The following is a 20,139-nucleotide window of genomic DNA, read 5'->3' as shown; positions in this document are numbered from 1 at the left end:
GTCCATTAAACCGGGGCAAGCTCATGATGCCTTTCGCTACGACAGGCGTCGGGGGTGTAGGAGCGGACGATGTCCGCGAATTCATTTCGTTTTGCGTTCGGAAACGCAGGCAGTGGTGTAGGCATGGCTTCGTTCGCGATAGGGGAGTTTAGGGTTCGCGGACATCGTCCGCTCCTAAAGTGGTGCGTTGGTGCGTTGGTGCGTCGGTTAGGCGGTTCGGGGCGGGCGCGAAAAAAAGGGGCCGACGTGAGTCGGCCCCTTTTTGGGTTCAGCGGTGAGCGGGTTTTACAGCTTCGCGCCCAGCAGTTCTTCGAGCTTGCGCTGGTCGACGGCGAACTTGCGGATGCCTTCGGCCAGCTTGTCAGTGGCCATGGCGTTCTCGTTGTGGCCCCAGCGGAACTTGGCTTCGTCGATGCGGCCCGGCTTGTCTTCGCGGCGGCCGCTGTCCTTCAGCGCCACCGGCAGATCGCTGGTGTTCTCTTCCAGTTCCTTGAGCAGGTTGGGCGAGATGGTCAGGCGGTCGCAGCCGGCGAGGGCCTGGATCTGGCCGATGTTGCGGAAGCTGGCGCCCATCACGACTGTTTCGTAGCCGTGCAGCTTGTACCAGTCGTAGATGCGACGGACCGACTGCACGCCGGGATCTTCCGCCGGCTCGTAGGTCTTCTTGTCGGTGTTGGCCACGTACCAGTCGAAGATGCGACCGACGAAGGGCGAGATGAGGAACGCGCCGGCCTCGGCGCAGGCCACGGCCTGTTCGAAGCTGAAGAGCAGCGTGAGGTTGCAGTTGATGCCTTCCTTCTGCAGCTGTTCCGCAGCGCGGATGCCTTCCCAGGTGGAGGCGAGCTTGATCAGGATGCGCTCTTTCTTGATGCCGATGTCTTCGTAGAAGCCGATCAGGCGCTTGGCTTTCTCGATGGACGCGTTGGTATCGAAGGAGAGGCGGGCATCGACCTCAGTGGAAACGCGGCCCGGTACGATCTTGAGGATCTCACGGCCGACCAGCACGGCGAGGCGATCGCCAGCGTCGGTCAGCTGCTGGTCGCGGCTGTTGCCCTGGCTCTTCGCCCAGTCGATCGCCTCGTCGATATAACCCGAGTAAGCGGGGATACCGGCGGCGGCCAGCAGCAGGGACGGGTTGGTGGTCGCGTCTTCCGGCTTGTACTTGGCGATGGCGGTGATGTCGCCGGTATCGGCCACGACAGTAGTGATCTTGCGCAGTTGCTCGAGCTGAGTGGTCACGTTGAGGGTTCCGTTACCTGATAAGACCCCTATTGTCGCGCCGTTCGGCGTGAAGGGACAGGGATCTGTGCGTATCGGTTCAGCAAGTTCAATACAGGTCGATGGGATCCACATCGAGCGACCAGCGCACCTTGCGTGCCGCAGGCAAGGCTACCAGCGCCTGCTGCCAGGGCCGCAGGAAGCCGTGCAGCCGTGCGCGCGTGCCGGCTTCGACCAGCAGCTGCCCACGGTGGCGCCCGGCCCTCAGTGGCATGGGTGCGGGCATGGGGCCGGCGACGCGCAGGTCGGCCGGATCGCCCAAGGCGCCGTGGGCCTGCGCCAGGAACTCTTCCACCTCGGCACGACCGTGCGCATCCGCGCGTAGCAGCACCTGGTGCGAAAGCGGCGGCAGGTCGAGCAGGCGGCGCTCCTCCAGCAGCTCCGTCGCCACCGCGCCATAGCCGCCGCGCAGCAGCGCATGCAGCATGGGGTGGTCGGGGTGGTGGGTCTGCAGGAGCACGCTGCCCGGTTTGCTGGCGCGGCCAGCCCGGCCGGCCACCTGGACCACCAGCTGGGCCAGGCGCTCGCTGGCGCGAAAATCGACACTGTGCAGGCCTTCGTCCACTCCGACGATGGCCACCAGGGTGAGGTTGGGCAGGTCGTGGCCCTTGGCCAGCATCTGCGTCCCGACCAAGATGGCTGGCTTGTCTTCACGCAAATTGTCGAGAATCTGGCCGAAGGCGTCTTTGCGCCGCGTCGTTTCCCTGTCGATGCGCACCACCGGTACCTCGGGGAAGCGTTCGACGAGGGCTTCCTCCAGCCGCTCGGTGCCCTGGCCCTGGGGACTGATGTTGGCCGAGCCGCAGGCGGGGCAGGCCGTGGGCACGGCGGTGATGTTGTCGCAGTGGTGGCAGATCAGGCGGCGCCGGCCGGCGTGCAGGGTCATGGGCCGGTCGCAGCGTGGGCAGTCCGCGTGCCAGCCGCAGTCGTAACACAGCAGCACCGGCGCATAGCCGCGCCGGTTACGGAACACCAGCGCCTGCTCGCCGCGCTCGACGCAGGCCGCCACGGCGTTGATCAGGGTGGGCGACATGCCGTGGTCCAGACGCTGGGCGCGCATGTCGACGATCTGCACGCGCGTGGACTGCGTGGCGCCCGGTCGGCCCTTCAGCACCAGCCGCCGGTAGCGGCCGGCGGCGACGTTGCCCAGCGTTTCCAGCGAGGGCGTGGCCGAGCCGAGCACCACCGGCACGCCGTGCGCCCGGGCACGCACCAGCGCCAGGTCGCGGGCGTGGTAGCGGAAGCCTTCCTGCTGCTTGTACGAGGCGTCGTGTTCCTCGTCGACGATAATCAGGCCGGCGGAGGGCAGGGGGGTGAACACGGCCGAGCGGGTGCCGAGGACGACGCGGGCGCTGCCGTTGCGGGCCCGCAGCCAGGCGCGGGCCCGCTCGCCCTCCGCCAGGTTGGAGTGCAGCACCTCGATCGCCACGCCCAGTCGCTCGCGCAGGCGGCGTACCGTCTGCGGTGCGAGGCCGATCTCCGGCACCAGCAACAGGGTCTGCTTGCCTTCCGCGAGCGCGCGTTCGATCAGGGCAAGGTAGACCTCGGTCTTGCCGCTGCCGGTGACGCCGTCCAGCAGGTAGGGCTGGAACCCGCCGAAGCCCTCGGCAATGGCGGCCACTGCGGCGGCCTGCTCGTCGCTCAGGGCCGGACCGGGAGCGCGGGAGAGCACGGGGCCGGCGTCCTCGTCGTCGTGCCGGACGACCAGCGCCGCGTCGGCCAGCCGCCTGGCTGCTGCCCGCCAGTCCGGCAGGGCCAAGCCCAGTTCGTCGGCAGCCCGGGGGCCGTCGCGCAGGGCGTCCAGCAGCGCGGCTGAGCCGCCCTTGCGGCGCTTTGCATCGAGGGCCACGTGTCCCTCGGGCGTCAGCGACCAGGTTTCGCGTCCGGTGGCCGGGAGCGGGCGCGGCTCGCGCAGGGCCAGGGGCAAGGCGTTGGCAAAGGCCTCGCCTGGTGCGGCGGCCCAGTAATCCGCCGCCCAGGCCAGGGTCGCCATCAGCTCGGCGTCGAGCAGGGGCGCGTCGTCCAGCACCTCGGTGACCCGTTTCAACCGCTTCACCCCCACCGCCGCCTCGGCGGCGGGGTCGACGACGATGCCCACCATCTCGCCACGGCCGAACGGCAGGCGCACGCGCGAGCCCGCCCTGGCCTCGCCTGCCGCGGGCGGCAGGTAATCGAACAGGGTGAGCAGCGGTACCGGTAGGGCGACGCGGAGAACGAGTGTCATGCCAGGCCTAGTTTACCGGTGTGTGCCGATTCCGCTGGTCAAGGTTTGACCAGTGGGCCATGGGCTTGGACCCCATTGGCACCACGGCGGAGAGGAAACGCAGGTAAGTGCCCGCCGTCGGGGAGGTTTCCATGTTATCCACAAGCGCTGTGGATAAGTCTGTGGATGAGCCGCGGATGGAGGGTGCCCAAGGCGCATGGCTAGGCCCTTCCGGTTAGCTTGCGTACATTTTAACCAGACTGAAATAGACTTTATTTTCAGTGGCTTGCAAATCGGTCATGCGAGGCGTTCACAAAGCGTCGGCAAAACCTTGACAAAAGCGAAGGGCTTGCTGCGCCTGTGTACAACCGTCGCCGGGCGGGAAAAAATCCTAGTGGCTCATGCCTATGAGGAAGGCCACGGCGACGACGACGAGCAACAGCCAGAAATACAGGCTGCCGATCAGCCAGTACTTCAGCAGGGTGATGCCCCAGCCCTGTCGGTAGACGCGTTTCTGCATCAGCAGCAGATAGACCGGCATCCATACCCACAGGGCGAACTGCACCAGGCCGATCAGGCTGCCACCCACAGCGAGGTGGGGCTGGATCGCGCTCCGGGCGAAGCCGAGCAGGGTCAGCGCCATCAGCGACAGGAACAGGAACGCATGGCTGTGCAGGGCCACGATCACGTGTTCCATGTACAGCCGGCGCCGGAACACGTAGAACAGCTTGAGGATCAGCGCAAACAGCGGAACCATCACGAACATGGCCTGGGGCAGCACCGAGAAGAAGCCTTCGATGATCCGGTGCATGGCTTCCTGGCGCTGCTCGCCGCCGTTGAGCACGGGGATCAGGTTGGCCTTGAAGTGGGCCAGCGCGGTGTCGATGCGCCGGTTGACCGGGGCGGGCAGCCAGGCGATGTCCATCTTGGTCTTATCGCCGAACCAGCTTTCCACCTTCTGTTCGCCGGTGCGCCTCGTTTCCGGGAGGGGCTCGTCGGCCTGGTCGGGCAGCGTCGCCGCGTTCAGCTGGGTCAGGCGCGCGTTGGCGGCCTGGCGGATGACGCCGGCCGCCATGCCCAGGCCCGCCTTGGCCGCGGCGGGCATGGCCGGGTCGTCGCGAGCGTCACGCACTTCGCGGATCTGGTCGTTGTAGAGGATGTGCACCTCGTCAGCGGTCCTGGCCGACGCAAAGGCTTCCAGTGCGCCTGCCGGGGCGGGCTTGCCGTCGTTGCTGCCGAACTTCGTATCGCCGATGGCCAGGTGCAGCAGGAAGAACGCCAGAAGGCAAAACACGAACATCAGGCGGAACGGCGCGATGTAGCGCACGCGGCGGCCCGAGAAATATTCCAGGGTGAGGTAGCCCGGCCGGCTGAACAGTGGCGGCAGCGTATGGACGATGCGTTCGTCCATGTGGAAGAAGATATCGCCCGCGTCTTCCAGCATGTGGGAGACGGGCTTCAGCACGCTTCCGATGGACTGGCCGCACGCGTGGCAGAACTCGCCCTGCAGCGGCGTGCCGCAGTTTGCGCACATCCGCCCGGCCGATGGCTCGAGATCGTTCATTCCGTAGGTTCCCCTTGTCCCCTGCGGGGTCGGATGATCGCACGGGGAACGCTACAATGGACGGCCCACACGTCATTGCCCTCCCATGTCCCTCGACCGTGCCCGCGCCCGTCGCGAGATCGGCGCCACCGTCCGGTTGGCCCTGCCGATGATCGCCGCGCAGCTTTCCGCCATCGGCACCAACGTCGTCGACGCCGTGCTTGCCGGGCACCAGGGTGCGCATACGCAGGCGTCCGTGGTCACGGGCGCCAATATCTGGGTGCTGGCGATCGTCACCGGCATCGGCACCATGATGGCCGTGCCACCCACGGTCGCCCAACTCGACGGGGCAGGGCGTCGCGGCGAGGTGGGCGCGGTGTTCCACCAGGCGCTGTACATCGCCTGGGCGCTCGGCCTGCTGCTGGCCGTGGCGGTGTGGCACGCCTCGCCGCTGATGGACGTGTTCGGCGTGGTCGAGTCCATGCGGGCGGACGTGCGCGCCTTCCTGCACGCGATCTGCTTCGCGGCGCCGGCGCTCACCACCTATTTCGCCCTGCGCGGGTTGTCCGAGGGCCTTTCCATGCCCCGGCCCTCCATGTACTTCAGCTTCGGCGGCCTGCTGATGCTGGCGCCGCTGGGTTACGTGCTGATGTACGGCAAGCTCGGCATCCCGCCGATGGGCGCCCGCGGCAGCGGTATCGCCACGGCGATCGTGCTCTGGCTGGAAACCATCGGCTTCGGCATCTACGTGTTCCGCCACCGCAACTACCGCGACCTCAACCTCCGCCAGCGGATGGCCCCACCGGACCGTCGGCAGATCGCCCAGTTGCTGCACATCGGCGTGCCCATGGCCGTCACCCTCCTGATGGAGGCGGGGTTGTTCGTCGCCGTGGCCCTGCTGATCGGACGGCTGGGCGAAACGGTCACGGCCGGCCACCATGTGGCCCTCAACGTGGCCTCGGTGGCCTTCATGATCCCGCTGGGCCTGTCCATGGCGATCACGGTGCGGGTCGGCAATGCCGCCGGTCGGGGGGATGCCGTCGGGGTGCGCTACGCGGGCATGTCCGGCATCGTGCTGGTGCTGGTCACGCAATGCGTATCGTCCGGCATCATGCTGCTCCTGCCCGGCCCCATCGCGCGCCTCTACACGGGCGATCCCGCGGTGATCGCCATGGCCTCGCAGCTGCTCGTCCTGGCGGGTCTGTTCCAGTTTTCCGACGGCATCCAGGTCGCCTCCAACGGCGCCCTGCGCGGCCTCAAGGACACCCGGGTGCCGATGGTCATCACCCTGTTCGCCTATTGGGGGGTGGGCATGCCCATCGGCTGGTGGCTGGCGTTTCCCCACCAGATGGGCGCCCGCGGCATGTGGATGGGCCTGATCGCCGGGCTGAGCATGGCCGCCGTGTTGCTGTTCGCGCGGTTCTGGCGCAGCAGCGCCCGGGCCCGCTGGCGCGACGATCCCGACAACGTGGCGCCCGTGTCTTTCCACACGTGATGCCGACGACCCGACGCGCTACGCTGCACACCATCATCAAGGAAGCCACTTAGATGTCGGATCGCTACGACGCCGTGCCCCCGCCCCTGCCCGATCGCCCCCAGCCGGTTCCACCGGTACCGCCGGCGGCGCCGCGTCGCGGCGGCGGTTTCGGCCGCTTCATGCGCACCCTGGGCCGGGGTATCAACCTCACCCGGCTGATCGTCATCAACGTGTTCTTCTTCGGCCTGCTGGCACTGGTGCTGCTGGGCCTGTTCGTCGGCAGCCGCGGTGCCCGGGTCACCGACCAGACGGTGCTGGTGCTGGCGCCCGAGGGCGCCCTGGTCGAGCAGTACAGCGCCGATCCGCTGTCCCGCGCGCTGGGCCGCATGTCGGGCGACGCGGTGAAGCAGGTGCAGGTGCGCGACATGGTGCGCGCCATCGACGCCGCCGCCACGGACGCGCACGTGACCCGCATCGTGCTGCGGCCGGACCGTCTCCAGGCCGGCGGCTTCGCCTCGTTGCGTGAGGTGGGCGCCGCGCTGGATCGCTTCCGCGCCACCGGCAAGCCGGTGCTCGCCTGGGGGGCCAGCCTGGACCAGAGCCAGTACTACCTCGCCTCGCATGCGGACAAGGTCTATATCGACCCGCAGGGTGGCGTCATGGCCACGGGCCTGGCCAATTACCGCCTGTTCTACAAGGATCTGCTCGACCGCCTGGGCGTGCAGGTGCACCTGTTCCGCGTCGGCCAGTTCAAGAGCGCGGCGGAGCCGTTCATCCTCGATCACGCCTCGCCGGAATCGAAGGAAGCCGACGCGTTCTGGCTCGGCGGCCTCTGGTCCACGTGGATCGACGAGGTGGCGGCCCGCCGTCACCTCGATCCCGCGGCGCTGCGCGCCGATGTGGACAACCTGGCCGATCGCGTGCGTGATGCCAGGGGCAGCCTGGCCGACCTGGCCGTCGAGGAAAAACTCGTCGACGGCATCGCCACCGAACAGCAGTTCGTGCAGATGCTGCGCAAGCAGGGCGTACCGGCCGGCAAGAAGGAACAGGGTTTCCGCCAGGTGGACCTGGGCGGCTACCTGGCTGATCGCGGCCTGTCGAACGCGGACATGCTGGAGACGGGCAACGGCGTCACGGTGGTGGTCGCCGAAGGCGAGATCACCGGCGGCAAGCAGGCGCAGGGTTCGATCGGTGGCGACTCCACGGCCGCGCTCATCCGCAGCGTGCGTAACGACGGCCGCACGAAGGCACTGGTGCTGCGCGTGAACTCGCCCGGTGGTGAGGTGTATGCCGCCGAGCAGATCCGCCGCGAGGTCGAACTCACCCGCGCCGCAGGCATTCCCGTGGTGGTGTCCATGGGCGACGTGGCCGCCAGCGGCGGCTACTGGATCTCGATGAATGCCAACCGCATCTATGCCGAGCCCAACACCATCACCGGCTCCATCGGCATCTTCGGCATGTTCTTCACCGTGCCCGACACCCTTGCCAAGCTGGGCGTGAAGAGCGACGGCGTGGCGACCGGTCCGCTGGCCGGCGCGTTCGACGTCACCCGCCCGCTGGACCCGAACGTCGGCGTGCTGATCCAGAGCATCATCGACAAGGGCTACCGCGATTTCGTCGGCAACGTGGCGAAGGCGCGCGGCAAGGACTTCGCGTCCATCGACGCTATCGCGCAGGGTCGCGTCTGGACCGGCCAGCAGGCGCTGGAGCGCGGCCTGGTCGACAAGCTCGGCAACCTCGACGATGCGATCCGCGATGCGGCGCAGGAGGCCCATCTGGGCAAGGATGTCCACGTGCGTTATGCCGAGAAACCGATGGGCGCGTTCGAGCGTTTCCTGACCAACGTCGGCGACAGCACCGAGGCGCACGTGGCGATGTCATGGGGCGTGCGCCTGCCGTCCTGGGTGGCGATGTTGCCGAAGCTGGCACCGGAGTTCGCCTTGTTCCGCACGGCGGAGGCGGGCAAGCCCAACGTCTACGCCTACTGCTTCTGCTCGCCGCGGTAAGGCTTATTGCTCCTGCGCGCGGAGCGCGGCGTCCTGGGCCTTGGCCTGGGCGTCGACCGTGTTCTGCACGTCCTGGGCTTTTTTCTTCTGCGCCTCGAGTGAGTCCCAGGGCGTGTGCACGCGCGCCTGCGGCGCCGGCGGCTCTTGGGCAGGTGCCGGCGGCTTCGAGCATCCCGCACAGGCAAGCGCGATCAACACGGGTAAAGCGGCACGGTTCATGGCAGGCAACTCCTCGGGAGACGCCCCGGAGTCTCTCGCGCAGGCGGTGTCAGCGCAATCGCGTGCCGTAGAACCCGCCGGTGCACTGCACCTGGATGGGCCAGTCGAACAACGCCGAAAGCCGTGCGTCCGTCAGCAGCGCCGCTTTCGGACCCTGCGCGAACAGTGCGCCGTCATGCAGCATCACTACCTGGTCGATCTCCGGAACGATCTCCTCGACGTGATGGGTGACCAGCACCAGGGTGGTGCCCTCGCGGGCCAGTTGGCGCAGCAGTTCGACGAAGCGCCGCCGTGTGCCGGGGTCCAGTCCGGCGCTGGGCTCGTCCAGCAGCAGGGCGCGGGGACGATGCACCAGTGCGCGCGCGATCAGTACACGGCGGGCCTCGCCCGTGGAGAGGGTGCTGACGTCGCGGTCGGCGAGATGATTCGCGCCGACGCGTCGCAAGGCCTCGGTGGCGCCTTCACGCATCGTGTCACTCACCTCGTGATCGAGGCCCAGCGTCGTCGCGGCAAAGAAGCCGGAAAGCACCACATCCATCGCCGTATCGCTGGATGCCTCGAACTCGCAGCGCAGGTCCGCGGATACCACGCCGACCAGGCGACGCAGTTCGGCCACGTTCCAGCGGTCGCGACCGAAGACCTGCACGACGGGTGAGCGATCCGCATGCACCAGCGGATAGAGCCGGCGCTCGATCAGCTTCACCAAGGTGGATTTGCCCGAACCGTTGGGCCCGAGGATGGCCGTGTGCTGCCCTTCGGCGATGACCAGCGACAGCGCATCGAGCAGTGTTCGACCGTCGCGCACCACGGTGGCCCGGTCGATCGAGAGCAGGGGAGTCTGGACGTCCATCCCCGGAGCATACCTTGTAGGATGCGCTCAACGACGGAGACCTTTCATGCATCCACGACTTTCCAGCTGGCGCCTCGACGGGCGCACCGCACTCGTCACCGGCGCGAGCAAGGGCATCGGTTATGCCTGCGCGCGCGAACTGGCCGCACTCGGCGCCGATGTGCTGCTGGTCGCCCGTGACGAACTGGTCCTGCAGGAAGTACGCGACGAACTGGCCGACGAGTGTCCCGATGTCGAGATCCTGGGCATGGCGGCCGACCTTGCCGAGCAGGAAGACCGCCTCGCCGTGTTCGACTGGGTGGTGGACCTGGACGTGGACCTTTCCATCCTGGTCAACAACGTCGGCGGCAACACGCCACGTGCCACGCTCGATTACGAGGCCGACGAATACCGCGCCTTGTTCGAACTGAATGTCTTCTCCGCGTTCGAGATGAGCCGTGCCGCCTACCCGCACCTGATCCAGCATGCCAATGCAGCCATCGTCAACGTCGGCTCGGTATCCGGCGTGACGCACGTGCGTACGGGTTCCCCCTATGGCATGACCAAGGCCGCGCTGCACCAGATGACCCGCAACCTGGCCGTTGAATGGGCCGAGGACGGTATCCGGGTGAACGCCGTGGCGCCGTGGTACATCCGCACGCAGCGAAGCGAGCCCGCACTGGCCGACACGGAATACCTCGAGGAGGTGCTCGATCGCACGCCCATGGGCCGGATCGGTGAACCCGAAGAGGTCGCCGGTGCGGTGGCCTTCCTCTGCCTGCCGGCCTCCAGCTACGTCACCGGCGAGATCGTCGCGGTGGATGGCGGGTTCCTGCGTTACGGGTTCTGATCGCGCCGGCGATCAGCCGCAGCCCGCCAGTTGCCGGCTCAGCGCGGCATCTTTCGCTTCCAGCGGCGGGCGGTCGCTCTTGAAGGCGTTGCGCAAGGCCTTGCGGTTGGCGTCCGCCTCGTCGTGCAGCACACGGCAGGTCTCGTCCAGGCTCAGGCGACGGCAGGTGTCCTGCACCCAGATGTAGTTGGTGTTGGTGAGCACGCCGACGCTGCCCTTGCCTCGATTGAGCTCCGGCGCCGAGGCGATGGCGGCGTTGCGGCCGCTGTACGCTTCGCCGAGGGTGCCGCCGAAGTCGCCCACCACGCCCGACGGCGCGAGGTAGGGCTCGGTGTTGCCGTCCGGCCGCGTGTACGGCGTGCCGTCCGTGGCGCGGATGCAGCCGTAGAGGCGGGGCGGCGGCGCGTCGGGCATCGTGGGCGCCGCGGCATCCGGCGCCGGTGCCGTCTCTCCGACCGGGAGCATGTCCACCGGCGGAGGGGCGCTACGCGCGGCCACCGGTGCGGGATCGGCCAGCCGGATCGTCTGTTGCTGCTGCGACTTCGGACACGGGGTCTGCTGGTAGATGACCTGGCCGGATGCCATGCACTTGTAGACCGTCTCCGCACGCGTGGCGTCGTTGGCCAGCATGGCCAGAGCGACGAGGACGATGTGCCGGCCGTGCACGGTCAAAACTCGGCGACGTGGTCTTCGCCGGCCAGGCCGAGCGTCATCGCGCCTTCGCCGACGTTGACCATGCCGGTGATGCTCATCGGGCTTTCGAGGATCTCGACACCGGCGTCGCCGCAGGCACGGGTGAGCGGGTGGTAGCCGGGCAGGTTGCGCATGTCGTCCAGGTCGCCGCCGTAACTCAGCGACAACGACGGCACCAGCAGTCCGGCCTGCACGCGGCGTGACGCATACTCGAACAACGATTGCGCACCGTGCTCGAACCCCCGCACCTTGCCTACCGGGCCGGTCTCGCCACGGTGCGCGCGCAGGATGGGCTTGATGTCCAGGGCGCTGCCCAGCATCGACGTCAGGAAGCTGACGCTGCGGTCGCCCTTGCTTCGCGCACGCGAACGCAGGTAGTTGAGGTCCCGCGGCAGCATGTAGCCGTACGAGCAGTCGGAGATGTGGGCGGCGCGCTCGCGTACCTCGGCAGGCGATTTGCCCGCGCGGATCATGCGTACGGTCTCGGCGATGGCCGGCACGGAGCCGGCGAAGATAGTGCGGGTGTCGACGACGCGCATCAGGAACGGACCCGTCTGCCCCGCCGCCTCGCGAAGGGGCCGGTAGTTCTTGAGGATGGCGAAGCTGGCCTTGATCACGTTGTCGTGGATCGGGCTGCGCGTGGCCATGATGGTCAGGCAGACCACGCAGTCGAACCGCGCCACCATGTGATCGAGCACCAGGTTTTGCACATCCTCGACCGAGCTGGCCTCGGTTTCTGCCGAGTGGCTGCGGCTGCCCAGCTTCTGGTCGAGGAAACGCCGGATCTCGTCGGGGTCGCGGTCGTCCTTGAAGCTTTGGCCGTCCACCTTGACCGTGACGGGCATGACCGCGATGCCGTTGTGCTCGATGAAGTCACGCGGCACGTCGCAGGCCGCATCGATCGCCACTCCGATTCGCATCGGCACCCTCCCATCCACGGCCGCAAAGCCTCGCGGCGCCCGAAACGCCCGCTGCGTCCCATGTCCTCCGCTGGGCCGGATGCTACACTCCGCCGATTGAATTTGGCACTCCGCCGGCGTGGCGTCGCCGGTAACCGCGCCGTCGGACCGTGAAGGTGGCCTCCGCCGCCGGCGCACGCGCAACCGGATTCCCCATGAAAACCAAGAACGAGATCGTCTCCAACTGGCTGCCCCGCTACACGGGCACCCCCCTGGAGGCCTTCGGCCGGCACATCCTGCTGACCAACTTCGGCCACTACGTGGAGCGCTTCGCCACGGACCATGGGGTGGAGGTACGCGGTCGCGACCGCGCCATGCCCAACGCCACGGCCGACGGCATCACCTTGATCAACTTCGGCATGGGCAGTCCCAATGCCGCGACCATCATGGACCTGCTCAGCGTGATCGAGCCGGAGGCCGTGCTGTTCCTCGGCAAGTGCGGTGGCCTGAAGCGCAAGAACGCCATCGGCGACCTCATCCTGCCCATTGCCGCCATCCGCGGCGAGGGCACGTCCAACGATTACCTCTTGCCCGAGGTGCCGGCCCTGCCGGCGTTCCAGCTGCAACGCGCGGTATCGACGATGATCCGCGACCTGGGCCACGACTACTGGACCGGTACCGTCTACACCACCAACCGCCGCGTATGGGAACACGACGAGGCCTTCAAGGATTACCTGCGGCGCACGCGCAGCATGGCCATCGACATGGAAACGGCCACGATCTTCGCCGCCGGCTTCGCCAACCACATTCCCTGCGGCGCGCTGCTGCTCGTCTCCGACCAGCCCATGATTCCGGAAGGCGTGAAGACCGAATCCAGCGACGCGGCGGTCACGGCCAACTTCGTCGACCGGCATATCAAGGTGGGTATCGAGGCCCTGAAACTCGTGCGTCGGCACGGGCGCAGCGTGAAGCACCTGCGCTTCGAGGATGAAGCGGACTGACGTGAGGTAAGGCTCAGGGGTGCGGCGCAGGCCATCGAAACGCCGGCGTTCCGCCGAGAATGTGGCGCACGTCACGTTTCACGCGGGTACCCCTGAAACTCAGAATTCTTCTATATCGCTCTCCTCGGCCGGGTCCTAGCGTTCCCGCTTCCTTTCATGGGGGCAATGCAATGAGTCAGGCATTTCGGCTGGACGATCGCGTGCGCGAGTATCACTACGACTACGCCACCACACTGGACGGGATCATGGACGCGGCCCAGTGCGCACTGCTGGTCGAGCGGATAAACACACTCATCAATGCAGGTCAGGTGAAGCTCGTGTATCACGAAGGGAGGGGCACCGATGCAGTCTCGGATACAGGTGGCCGCTATCTTCACCACATCTTCGAGGGTGACGACGTACGCCGCCATTTGCCGGAGCTGACCACCGTCTATCGGGCGATCCTGCCCCTGGTCGCCGCAGTGACTAACCAGGAAGCGGTCCTCTCTCCTTATCCCCGGTCGGACGTCAATATCAAGGTTTACCCGCCGGGGGGCGGCACGTTGGGCGAACACTACGACACCAACGGCATCACCGTACTGCTCTTCCTGACGGACAACCGCGAGGCCCCGCTGCGCATGCAGATACCGCGTGCGCATCCTTCACGCGGCGCTTGGGTGGAGCGACGCGCCATCCATGCCCGCGCCGGTACGCTCCTTGTGATGAAGGGTAGGGAGGTGCTCCATGATTGCGAGCCGACGGTGAGCGAACAAAAAATCTCCGTGGTCCTCAACTATTACGTGCGTGGCGATACATGGCGTCACGCATCTTTCGACGATTTCGTCTACGACGGTGTAGCACCTGCCTGAAGGACTTTGACGATGCGCACGCGCGATCTGCTACTCGGGGTGCTGGTTACCGTGATCTGGGGCAGCAACTTCTCCGTGATCGAAGTCGGTCTTCGCGATCTCGATCCCTTCCTGCTCACGGCGCTGCGGTTCCTCATGACCGCCCTGCCGCTGATCTTCTTCTTTTGCCGGCCGGCGAACGTGCCGCTGGCTGCGGTGGCTGGCTACGGCGTGCTGTTCGGCGTGGGGCTATGGTTTGTTGTGAACCTTGCCATGTCCAAAGGGATGTCGCCGGGGCTATCGTCACTGGTACTGCAGTTCGCCGCGTTCTTCACCCTGCTGTTGAGTGCGTTGGTTTTCGACGAGCGAATCCGTCGGCCGCAGGTCGTCGGGATGGCCCTCGCCGTGGGTGGCCTGCTGCTGGTCATCGGCTACACGCAGGGTGCTTCCACCGTGCGCGGCGTACTGCTGGTGCTACTCGCCGCACTCAGCTGGAGTGTCTGCAACCTGCTGGTGAAGCGATACAAGCCGGTAGACATGCTGGCCTTCATCGTCTGGTCGAGTGCCTTCGCCGCGCCGGCGCTGTTGCTGCTGACCGCCTGGGTGCGCGGTGCCGCGCCCTTCGTCGCGCTGAGCCATGGCGTCACGCTGGCTGCGGTTGGATCGATCCTTTTCCAGGCGTATGTCACCACGATTTTCGGCTACTCCGTCTGGAATACCTTGATGAAGACCTATCCGGCGGCCGCGGTGGCGCCACTGTCGTTGCTGGTGCCCGTGTCGGGTATCGCCACGTCGTGGCTCGTCTTCGACGAGCACTTTGCACCGGGTGTGTGGGGTGGTGTGGGGGTGATGCTTTGTGGGGTGGTTGTGTTTGTGCTTGCGCCTAGGTGGGGGCGTCGGGTGCGGTGATCGCGGACATCGTCCGCTCCTACAGGCAGCGGTGAGGCGGGGGCGAAAAAAAGCCGCCCGTGGGAGCGGACGGCGATTCGGGGAGGTTTGCAAGGTGGCGCGCCACGGAGGATGGCGCGCGCCCTGTCTTCTTGTCGTGGTGCTTAGAGCGAGAAGTCGTACTCGGCCGACAGCTGCACGTAGCGCGGCTGCTGGAAGCTGGTCGGGATCTTGTACGTGGTGCCGGACAACGAGTTGCCGTTGTTGTCTTCGCCCACTTCGTTGATCGTCGCCGTGTGCTGCTTGTTGAAGATGTTGAACACGTTGGCCGAAATGGTCAGCCCCTTGGCCCAGTCGGGCTTGTAGGCCGCATTCAGGTCGATGTTCCAGTAGGTTGGTGTGCGACCCACCGAGCCGCGCTGCACCACGAAGCCGTTGCAGTAGAGGTACGCGCCGCCGCCGTAACCGCCGATGGTGCCGTCGATCGGATTCAGGCCGTAGCAGTTTTCCGGGCGACCGGTCTGCAGCAGCGCGTTGGCACCGACCAGGAACTGGGGCGAGATCTGCCATGCGCCGTAGATCTTGAACGTGTGCTTGCGATCGTTGGGCAGGTAGCCGTTGGTGCCGGCCATGATCTCCGGATAATCGAACAGCTCGGTCGTGCCGGTGTCGGCCTGGCCGTTGGCCGAGTCCACGCCACCTTCCGAATTGCCGCGGGTGTGCGACCAGACGTACGACGCCTTCATGTACCAGGTGTTGTCGAAGTTGCGCTCGGCGGTCAGCTGCATCGCCATGTACGAGCGCTTGTACTTCGGCTCGCCCACGACGGCGCCGGGCAGGTGGATGTCGTACAGCGTGCCGGTGGCATCCACGGGCGTGCGCAGGGTGACGGAACTGCCAGGATTGAAGATGTAGCAACCCGGCACATTGGTCGCGGAGGGCGACAGGTTGGTGGTGTCGAGGTTGAGGCCATACTGCGCGTTGGCCGCGGCGGCGATCGGGCGGAAGTCGCACGAGTCGTCGATGCCGGTCAGGATCTTCCGGTAGATCGCCTTCGCGCCGAACGTCCAGTCGGCCACCTGCTGCTGCGCACCGAGGATGAACTCACGCTGCTTGAACGGCTTGAGGTCCTTGGTGGCCACGGCACCCGGATTGGGCACCACACCGGCCTCGCCGTTGGAGTACTGGGTGACGGCGCGCGCCGGGTTGGCTGCCGCATAGGCGGCCGGCACCGGACCCAGTCCGGTCGGTGCGCCCGTGGTCGGATCGATCCCCGTATAGCTGAAATAGTTGATCTGGTAGAGCGAGGCTGCCGCACCACGCAACGCCACGTTGCCGTCCAGCGGCAGCGAGTAGTCGCCCGCGCTGCCGTAAACCTTCAGCGAGGAGTCGCCGTGGACATCCCAGGAGAAGCCCAGGCGCGGCTGCCAGCTGTGGATCTGGCTGACGTAGGTCTGCCCGAGGCTATTGGTGTTGTTGAAACCATCGTTGCGCACGCCGATGCGGGCGACGAAATTGTCGGTGACGTGCCAGTTGTCCTGCAGGTAGTACGACTTCTGCGTGATGCCGACCTTGGCACCCGTCGCGAACACGGCCTGCTTGACGACGTTGTCCGACGGGTTGAGCGTCGCATCGTAGCCCAGGATCGAAGCGGGAATAGGCTGGTAGGTGTAGGTTGAACCACCTTCGTACGCCGTACCGGTATCGGTCGTGAAATGGTCGCGTGCCCAGCCGGCCTTCAGGTCATGGTCGCCCAGGTGGTATTCGAAATCGATGCGACCGGCGTTGCGCTTGTCCTCGCCGTTCGGCGTGGTCAGCTCGCCCGCCGAGGTGAACGAGCAGTGCGGTGCCGCAGGGGCGGAGCCGGCGACCACCGGATTGCGCTGGTCCACGATCACCGGGCAACCCGGCGAATTTACCGCGTCGAAGATATTGCCGTCGTACTGCTCGAGCGTGCCGTCCGCCGTGGTTGCGCGTTCGACGCGACGGTTGGTGCTCTTGCCGTACTGCGCCGACACCGTGAAGTCGTCCGTGATGTAGCTGGTGTACTTCAGGATGTTGTTCATGCCGCCGGTCTTGTCGTACTGCTGACCGAGGTAGTCGCCGCGATGGGGCTGGCCGTTGTCGTCGTAGTTGTAGCCGTAGATGCTCTGTTGTTCCGTGCTGGTATCGCTGAAGCCGGTGTACTCGAGGATGTTGTTCTCGTTGATGTTCCAGTCCAGCTTGACCAGGTAGCGCGGGTCCTTGATGGTCGTCTTGTTGAAGCTGCCGCCGCCGGTGGCGTCGCCGTAGTGCTCGTCCGCCGTGCGCGTGCCGCCCACCAGCGCGAACATGAACAGCTTGTCCTTGATCAGCGGGCCGCCCAGCCACGCGTTCCAGCGCTGGCCGAAGTCGGTGGCGTTGCCACTGCCGTTGTTGCCCACCACGTAGTTGCTGTTGTGGCGGTTGTTCTGCAGCAGCGATCCATTCTGCAGGTAGATGTTGGGCTGGTTGGCCTGCAGCTGGTAAGGGTTCCAGGTGTAGTCGATGCCGCCCTTCCACTCGTTGGTGCCGCGCTTGGTGTTGACCGAGATCACGCCGCCGGTGGAGTTGCCGTATTCGGCGCCGTAACCGCCGTCCTGGATCTCTTCCTGGTCGATGGCCTCGAACGGCACCTGCGCGTAGGTCAGGCTCTGGAAGAAGTTGGTGACGTTGAAACCGTTGACGTAGTAGCTGTTCTCGGCCACGGAGGCACCACCGAACGACGCCAGGTTGCCGAAGGCGCTGTCGCCCTTGGTCGCGCCGGGTGCCAGCAGCGCCACGGCGGTCTGGTTACGCGCCAGCGGCAGCTGCTTGATCTGCTCGGCGGTCATCACCGTGTTGGTCTGGCTGGACGTGATGTCGATCGGCGGCAGTGCGTTGGCGGTCACCGACACCGTGGTCAGGTCTTGCGGGCCGCCGGCGGCTGCATTGGATGCGGGCGCGACAAGGTTCAGGTTGAAGCCCTGGCCCGCCACGACGGTGACGGTCTGGGTCGTGTTCTGGCCACCCTTGACGGACGTGATCTTGTAGTCGCCCGGCGGCAGCGACGAAATATTGAAACGGCCGTCGCTTCCGGCGGTGGCGCTGCGGCTGAGGCCGTTGCCACTGTTGGTGGCGGTGATCTGGGCGCCGGCATCGGCCGTACCGTACACCCCGCCCACGGTGCTTTGTGCGAACGACGCGGCACTGACGATACCGAGCCCGACGGCAATGGCCACCGAAAGCGAACGCCGCCGTGCGCGGTCCGATGAATGACGCAACTGCATGTAGATCTCCCCGGCCACAGGCCCATTGGTTCAAAGTCGCGCCGCCGTCGGCAGAGGGCGGTCGCGGTGTCGTGACGAAAACGTATGGCCGTCCGGGCCCCCTTGGTGGCGTCGACATCCTCCGCGTCGAAGCGCCGCGTGCGTGGTTAACGAAACCGCAACAAGCAGGCCGAAGCTAAGTCGCGGCGATGTATGCACTCAAGGCGATTTGCATGAACGGATTTCCTTGCGCCACTTGCCGGTGCTTCGATCGCATGGATCAGTCGCTGCCTTGGGCTAGGCCGATTGGCTTCACGCGGCCCCGTATGCCGGTTCCAGCCGCAAGAACCCGCGATGCGCGAACCTTCGGCGATAAAAAAAATTTCATGGAAGAAGGTTCCTGCGCACGGCTTGTAGCGCTTCCGAAGCTTTCAAAAAGCTTTCAAACCGGCGACGACGGCCTTGCCTGATGTGCGTCCCGTCGCTAGTTTCCCCGGATGTCACTCGTCATCACCATTCTCGTACTGCTCCTGGTCATCGCGCTGTCCGGGGCGATCGTGCGCATCCTGCCCGTCCGGCTACCGCTGCCGCTCATCCAGATCGCGCTGGGTGCCCTGCTGGCCCGCCCGTTCGGCATGCACGTGGAGTTCGACCACGAGCTGTTCTTCCTGCTGTTCATTCCGCCTCTGCTGTTTGCGGACGGCTGGCGCATCCCCAAGCGGGAGTTGTTCCTGCTGCGCGGGCCGATCCTCGCCCTGGCCATCGGGCTGGTGTTCTTCACCATCGTCGGGGTGGGCTACTTCGTCCACTGGATGATTCCCTCCGTGCCCCTCGCCGTGGCGTTCGCTCTCGCCGCCGTGCTCTCGCCGACCGACGCCGTGGCGGTCACCTCGATCAGCGGCCAGTCGCCCATTCCCTCGCGGCTGATGCATATCCTGTCGGGCGAGGCGCTGCTCAACGACGCATCGGGTCTGGTGGCCCTGCAGTTCGCCGTCGCCGCGGAGCTCACCGGCAGGTTCTCGCTAGTGTCCGCCGCGGGCGACTTCGTCGTCATGGCGCTGGGAGGTATCGCAGCGGGTCTGCTCGTCGGTGTGGGCTTCGGCCTGTTCCGCCGGCGGCTGGTACGCTGGAGCGGCGAGGTGGACCCGGCCGCCCAGGTGGCCCTGCTGCTCCTGCTGCCGTTCGCCGCCTACCTGCTGGCGGAGCATTTCGGTGCGTCGGGCATCCTCGCGGCCGTGGCGGCGGGCATGACCATGAACTACACCGACGTGCTCAAGGGCGGCTATGTGGCGACGCGCATGCAGAACTTTGCCGTGTGGTCGATGGTGGAGTTCGTCTTCAACGGCATGATCTTCCTGCTGCTCGGCCTGCAGCTGCCGGCCATCGTCGACGGTGCCAAGGTCGACATCGCGCAGGCGGGTGGCGGCCCCCTCTGGTACCTGATTGCCTATGTGCTGGCCATCACGCTCGCCCTGGTGGTGCTGCGCTTCATCTGGGTGTGGGTGTCGCTGCGCTTCGTGTTCATGCGGGCCCTGCACCGCGGCGAGAAGCGGCCCCGGGTCGGCACGCGCCTGGTCTGGACGACCGCGCTGGCCGGCGTGCGCGGGGCGATCACCCTGGCGGGCGTGCTGTCGCTGCCGCTGATGAAAGACGTGGGCGTGGCGTTTCCCACACGCGACCTGATGGTCTTCCTCGCCTCGGGGGTCATCCTCAGCACGCTGATGCTCGGCGCCATCGGCTTGCCGTGGCTGGTGAAGGGGCTGAAGATCCCCGGCGAAGACCCACGCGTGCGCGAGGAGCGCAAGGCGCGGGCGCTGGTCGCCGAAGCGGCGCTGCGCAGCATCGAGCAGGAGCAGCGCCGCGTGGCGGAGGAGGGCGACGAGCATGCCATCGCGCTGGCCTCCCGGGTCGGCGCGCGCGTGATGGGCGACTACCAGCAACGCCTGGAGGCGGCGGGCGAGGAAGGCGACGTGCCACACAAGGCCCGCGCCGAGGCGGGCACCGAACGCGCGATGCGCGTGGCCGCGCTGCGTGCGGAACGCCGTGAGCTGTACGAACTGCGGCGCAAGCATGCGATCAACGACGAGACGCTGCGTACCCTGATGCGCGAGGTGGACCTGGCCGAGGCTTCGTTGACCGGCCTGCACGCCGGCTGATCCG

General features: G+C 66.6%; 16 protein-coding genes. 8 read left to right on the top strand and 8 right to left on the bottom strand.

The genetic code is table 11. The features are described 5' to 3' along the window. Window positions 1-285 precede the first annotated feature (285 nt). The 3 genes from tal to FA89_RS03235 all read right to left on the bottom strand — a co-directional run bounded on the left by tal (window position 286) and on the right by FA89_RS03235 (window position 5,045). On the bottom strand, window positions 286-1,239 hold the full coding sequence (gene tal, locus FA89_RS03245) for a transaldolase (RefSeq protein WP_036138153.1): 954 nt from the start codon (window positions 1,237-1,239) through the stop codon (window positions 286-288). Between the two features lie 88 nt (window positions 1,240-1,327). Further along, complete coding sequence (locus FA89_RS03240) at window positions 1,328-3,502, bottom strand: primosomal protein N' (RefSeq protein ID WP_036138151.1); 2,175 nt, start codon at window positions 3,500-3,502, stop codon at window positions 1,328-1,330. A gap of 370 nt (window positions 3,503-3,872) precedes the next feature. Further along, window positions 3,873-5,045 carry a DUF3667 domain-containing protein gene (locus FA89_RS03235; RefSeq protein WP_036138149.1) on the bottom strand — a complete coding sequence of 391 codons (1,173 nt, stop codon included), beginning with the start codon at window positions 5,043-5,045 and terminating at the stop codon, window positions 3,873-3,875. Between the two features lie 85 nt (window positions 5,046-5,130). On the opposite strand from FA89_RS03235, the gene FA89_RS03230 reads away from it, so the two are divergent. Both FA89_RS03230 and sppA read left to right on the top strand, forming a co-directional pair. Then, window positions 5,131-6,519, top strand: coding sequence for an MATE family efflux transporter (locus tag FA89_RS03230; RefSeq protein ID WP_051938492.1), 1,389 nt, complete (start codon window positions 5,131-5,133; stop codon window positions 6,517-6,519). A 161-nt stretch (window positions 6,520-6,680) separates the two neighbouring features. After that, window positions 6,681-8,507, top strand: a complete 1,827-nt coding sequence (sppA, locus tag FA89_RS03225) for a signal peptide peptidase SppA (RefSeq protein WP_441295045.1) — start codon at window positions 6,681-6,683, stop codon at window positions 8,505-8,507. A gap of 3 nt (window positions 8,508-8,510) precedes the next feature. On the opposite strand, the gene FA89_RS03220 is transcribed toward sppA, so the two are convergent. Both FA89_RS03220 and FA89_RS03215 read right to left on the bottom strand, forming a co-directional pair. After that, window positions 8,511-8,726, bottom strand: a complete 216-nt coding sequence (locus FA89_RS03220; protein WP_036138147.1) for a hypothetical protein — start codon at window positions 8,724-8,726, stop codon at window positions 8,511-8,513. A 49-nt stretch (window positions 8,727-8,775) separates the two neighbouring features. Beyond that, the gene (locus FA89_RS03215) at window positions 8,776-9,576 is read right to left on the bottom strand and encodes an ABC transporter ATP-binding protein (RefSeq protein ID WP_036138146.1); all 801 of its coding nucleotides are present in this window, start codon (window positions 9,574-9,576) and stop codon (window positions 8,776-8,778) included. Between the two features lie 46 nt (window positions 9,577-9,622). Here FA89_RS03215 and FA89_RS03210 point away from each other — a divergent pair, with 46 nt between their 5' ends. Beyond that, window positions 9,623-10,405, top strand: a complete 783-nt coding sequence (locus tag FA89_RS03210; RefSeq protein WP_036138144.1) for an SDR family oxidoreductase — start codon at window positions 9,623-9,625, stop codon at window positions 10,403-10,405. A gap of 12 nt (window positions 10,406-10,417) precedes the next feature. On the opposite strand, the gene FA89_RS03205 is transcribed toward FA89_RS03210, so the two are convergent. Continuing rightward, window positions 10,418-11,071, bottom strand: coding sequence for a DUF4124 domain-containing protein (locus FA89_RS03205; protein WP_036138141.1), 654 nt, complete (start codon window positions 11,069-11,071; stop codon window positions 10,418-10,420). A gap of 2 nt (window positions 11,072-11,073) precedes the next feature. Then, entirely contained in the window at window positions 11,074-12,018 is a 945-nt protein-coding gene (locus tag FA89_RS03200; RefSeq protein WP_036138139.1) for a DegV family protein, read from the bottom strand. A gap of 194 nt (window positions 12,019-12,212) precedes the next feature. On the opposite strand from FA89_RS03200, the gene FA89_RS03195 reads away from it, so the two are divergent. From FA89_RS03195 to FA89_RS03185, 3 genes are all read left to right on the top strand, one after another. Beyond that, window positions 12,213-12,998 (top strand): AMP nucleosidase, encoded by a 786-nt coding sequence (locus tag FA89_RS03195; protein WP_036138136.1) that lies wholly within the window; start codon window positions 12,213-12,215, stop codon window positions 12,996-12,998. 170 nt (window positions 12,999-13,168) lie between these two features. Next, the gene (locus FA89_RS03190; protein ID WP_036138134.1) at window positions 13,169-13,846 is read left to right on the top strand and encodes a hypothetical protein; all 678 of its coding nucleotides are present in this window, start codon (window positions 13,169-13,171) and stop codon (window positions 13,844-13,846) included. 12 nt (window positions 13,847-13,858) lie between these two features. After that, the gene (locus FA89_RS03185) at window positions 13,859-14,734 is read left to right on the top strand and encodes an EamA family transporter (RefSeq protein ID WP_036138131.1); all 876 of its coding nucleotides are present in this window, start codon (window positions 13,859-13,861) and stop codon (window positions 14,732-14,734) included. Window positions 14,735-14,877: 143 nt separating this feature from the next. Here FA89_RS03185 and FA89_RS03180 read toward each other — a convergent pair whose 3' ends face one another. Then, window positions 14,878-18,000 (bottom strand): TonB-dependent receptor, encoded by a 3,123-nt coding sequence (locus FA89_RS03180; protein ID WP_036138129.1) that lies wholly within the window; start codon window positions 17,998-18,000, stop codon window positions 14,878-14,880. Between the two features lie 254 nt (window positions 18,001-18,254). Between FA89_RS03180 and FA89_RS20020 the strand changes: the two genes are divergently transcribed. After that, window positions 18,255-18,449: a hypothetical protein gene (locus FA89_RS20020; RefSeq protein WP_185754213.1), complete on the top strand. Its 195-nt coding sequence runs from the start codon at window positions 18,255-18,257 to the stop codon at window positions 18,447-18,449. A gap of 27 nt (window positions 18,450-18,476) precedes the next feature. Then, on the top strand, window positions 18,477-20,135 hold the full coding sequence (locus tag FA89_RS03175) for a Na+/H+ antiporter (RefSeq protein ID WP_036138127.1): 1,659 nt from the start codon (window positions 18,477-18,479) through the stop codon (window positions 20,133-20,135). Window positions 20,136-20,139: the final 4 nt, after the last annotated feature.

Source organism: Luteibacter sp. 9135 (assembly GCF_000745005.1).
Classification (GTDB): domain Bacteria; phylum Pseudomonadota; class Gammaproteobacteria; order Xanthomonadales; family Rhodanobacteraceae; genus Luteibacter.
Note: the sequence above shows the minus strand (reverse complement) of the source record. Positions and strands in the feature narration are given on the sequence as shown.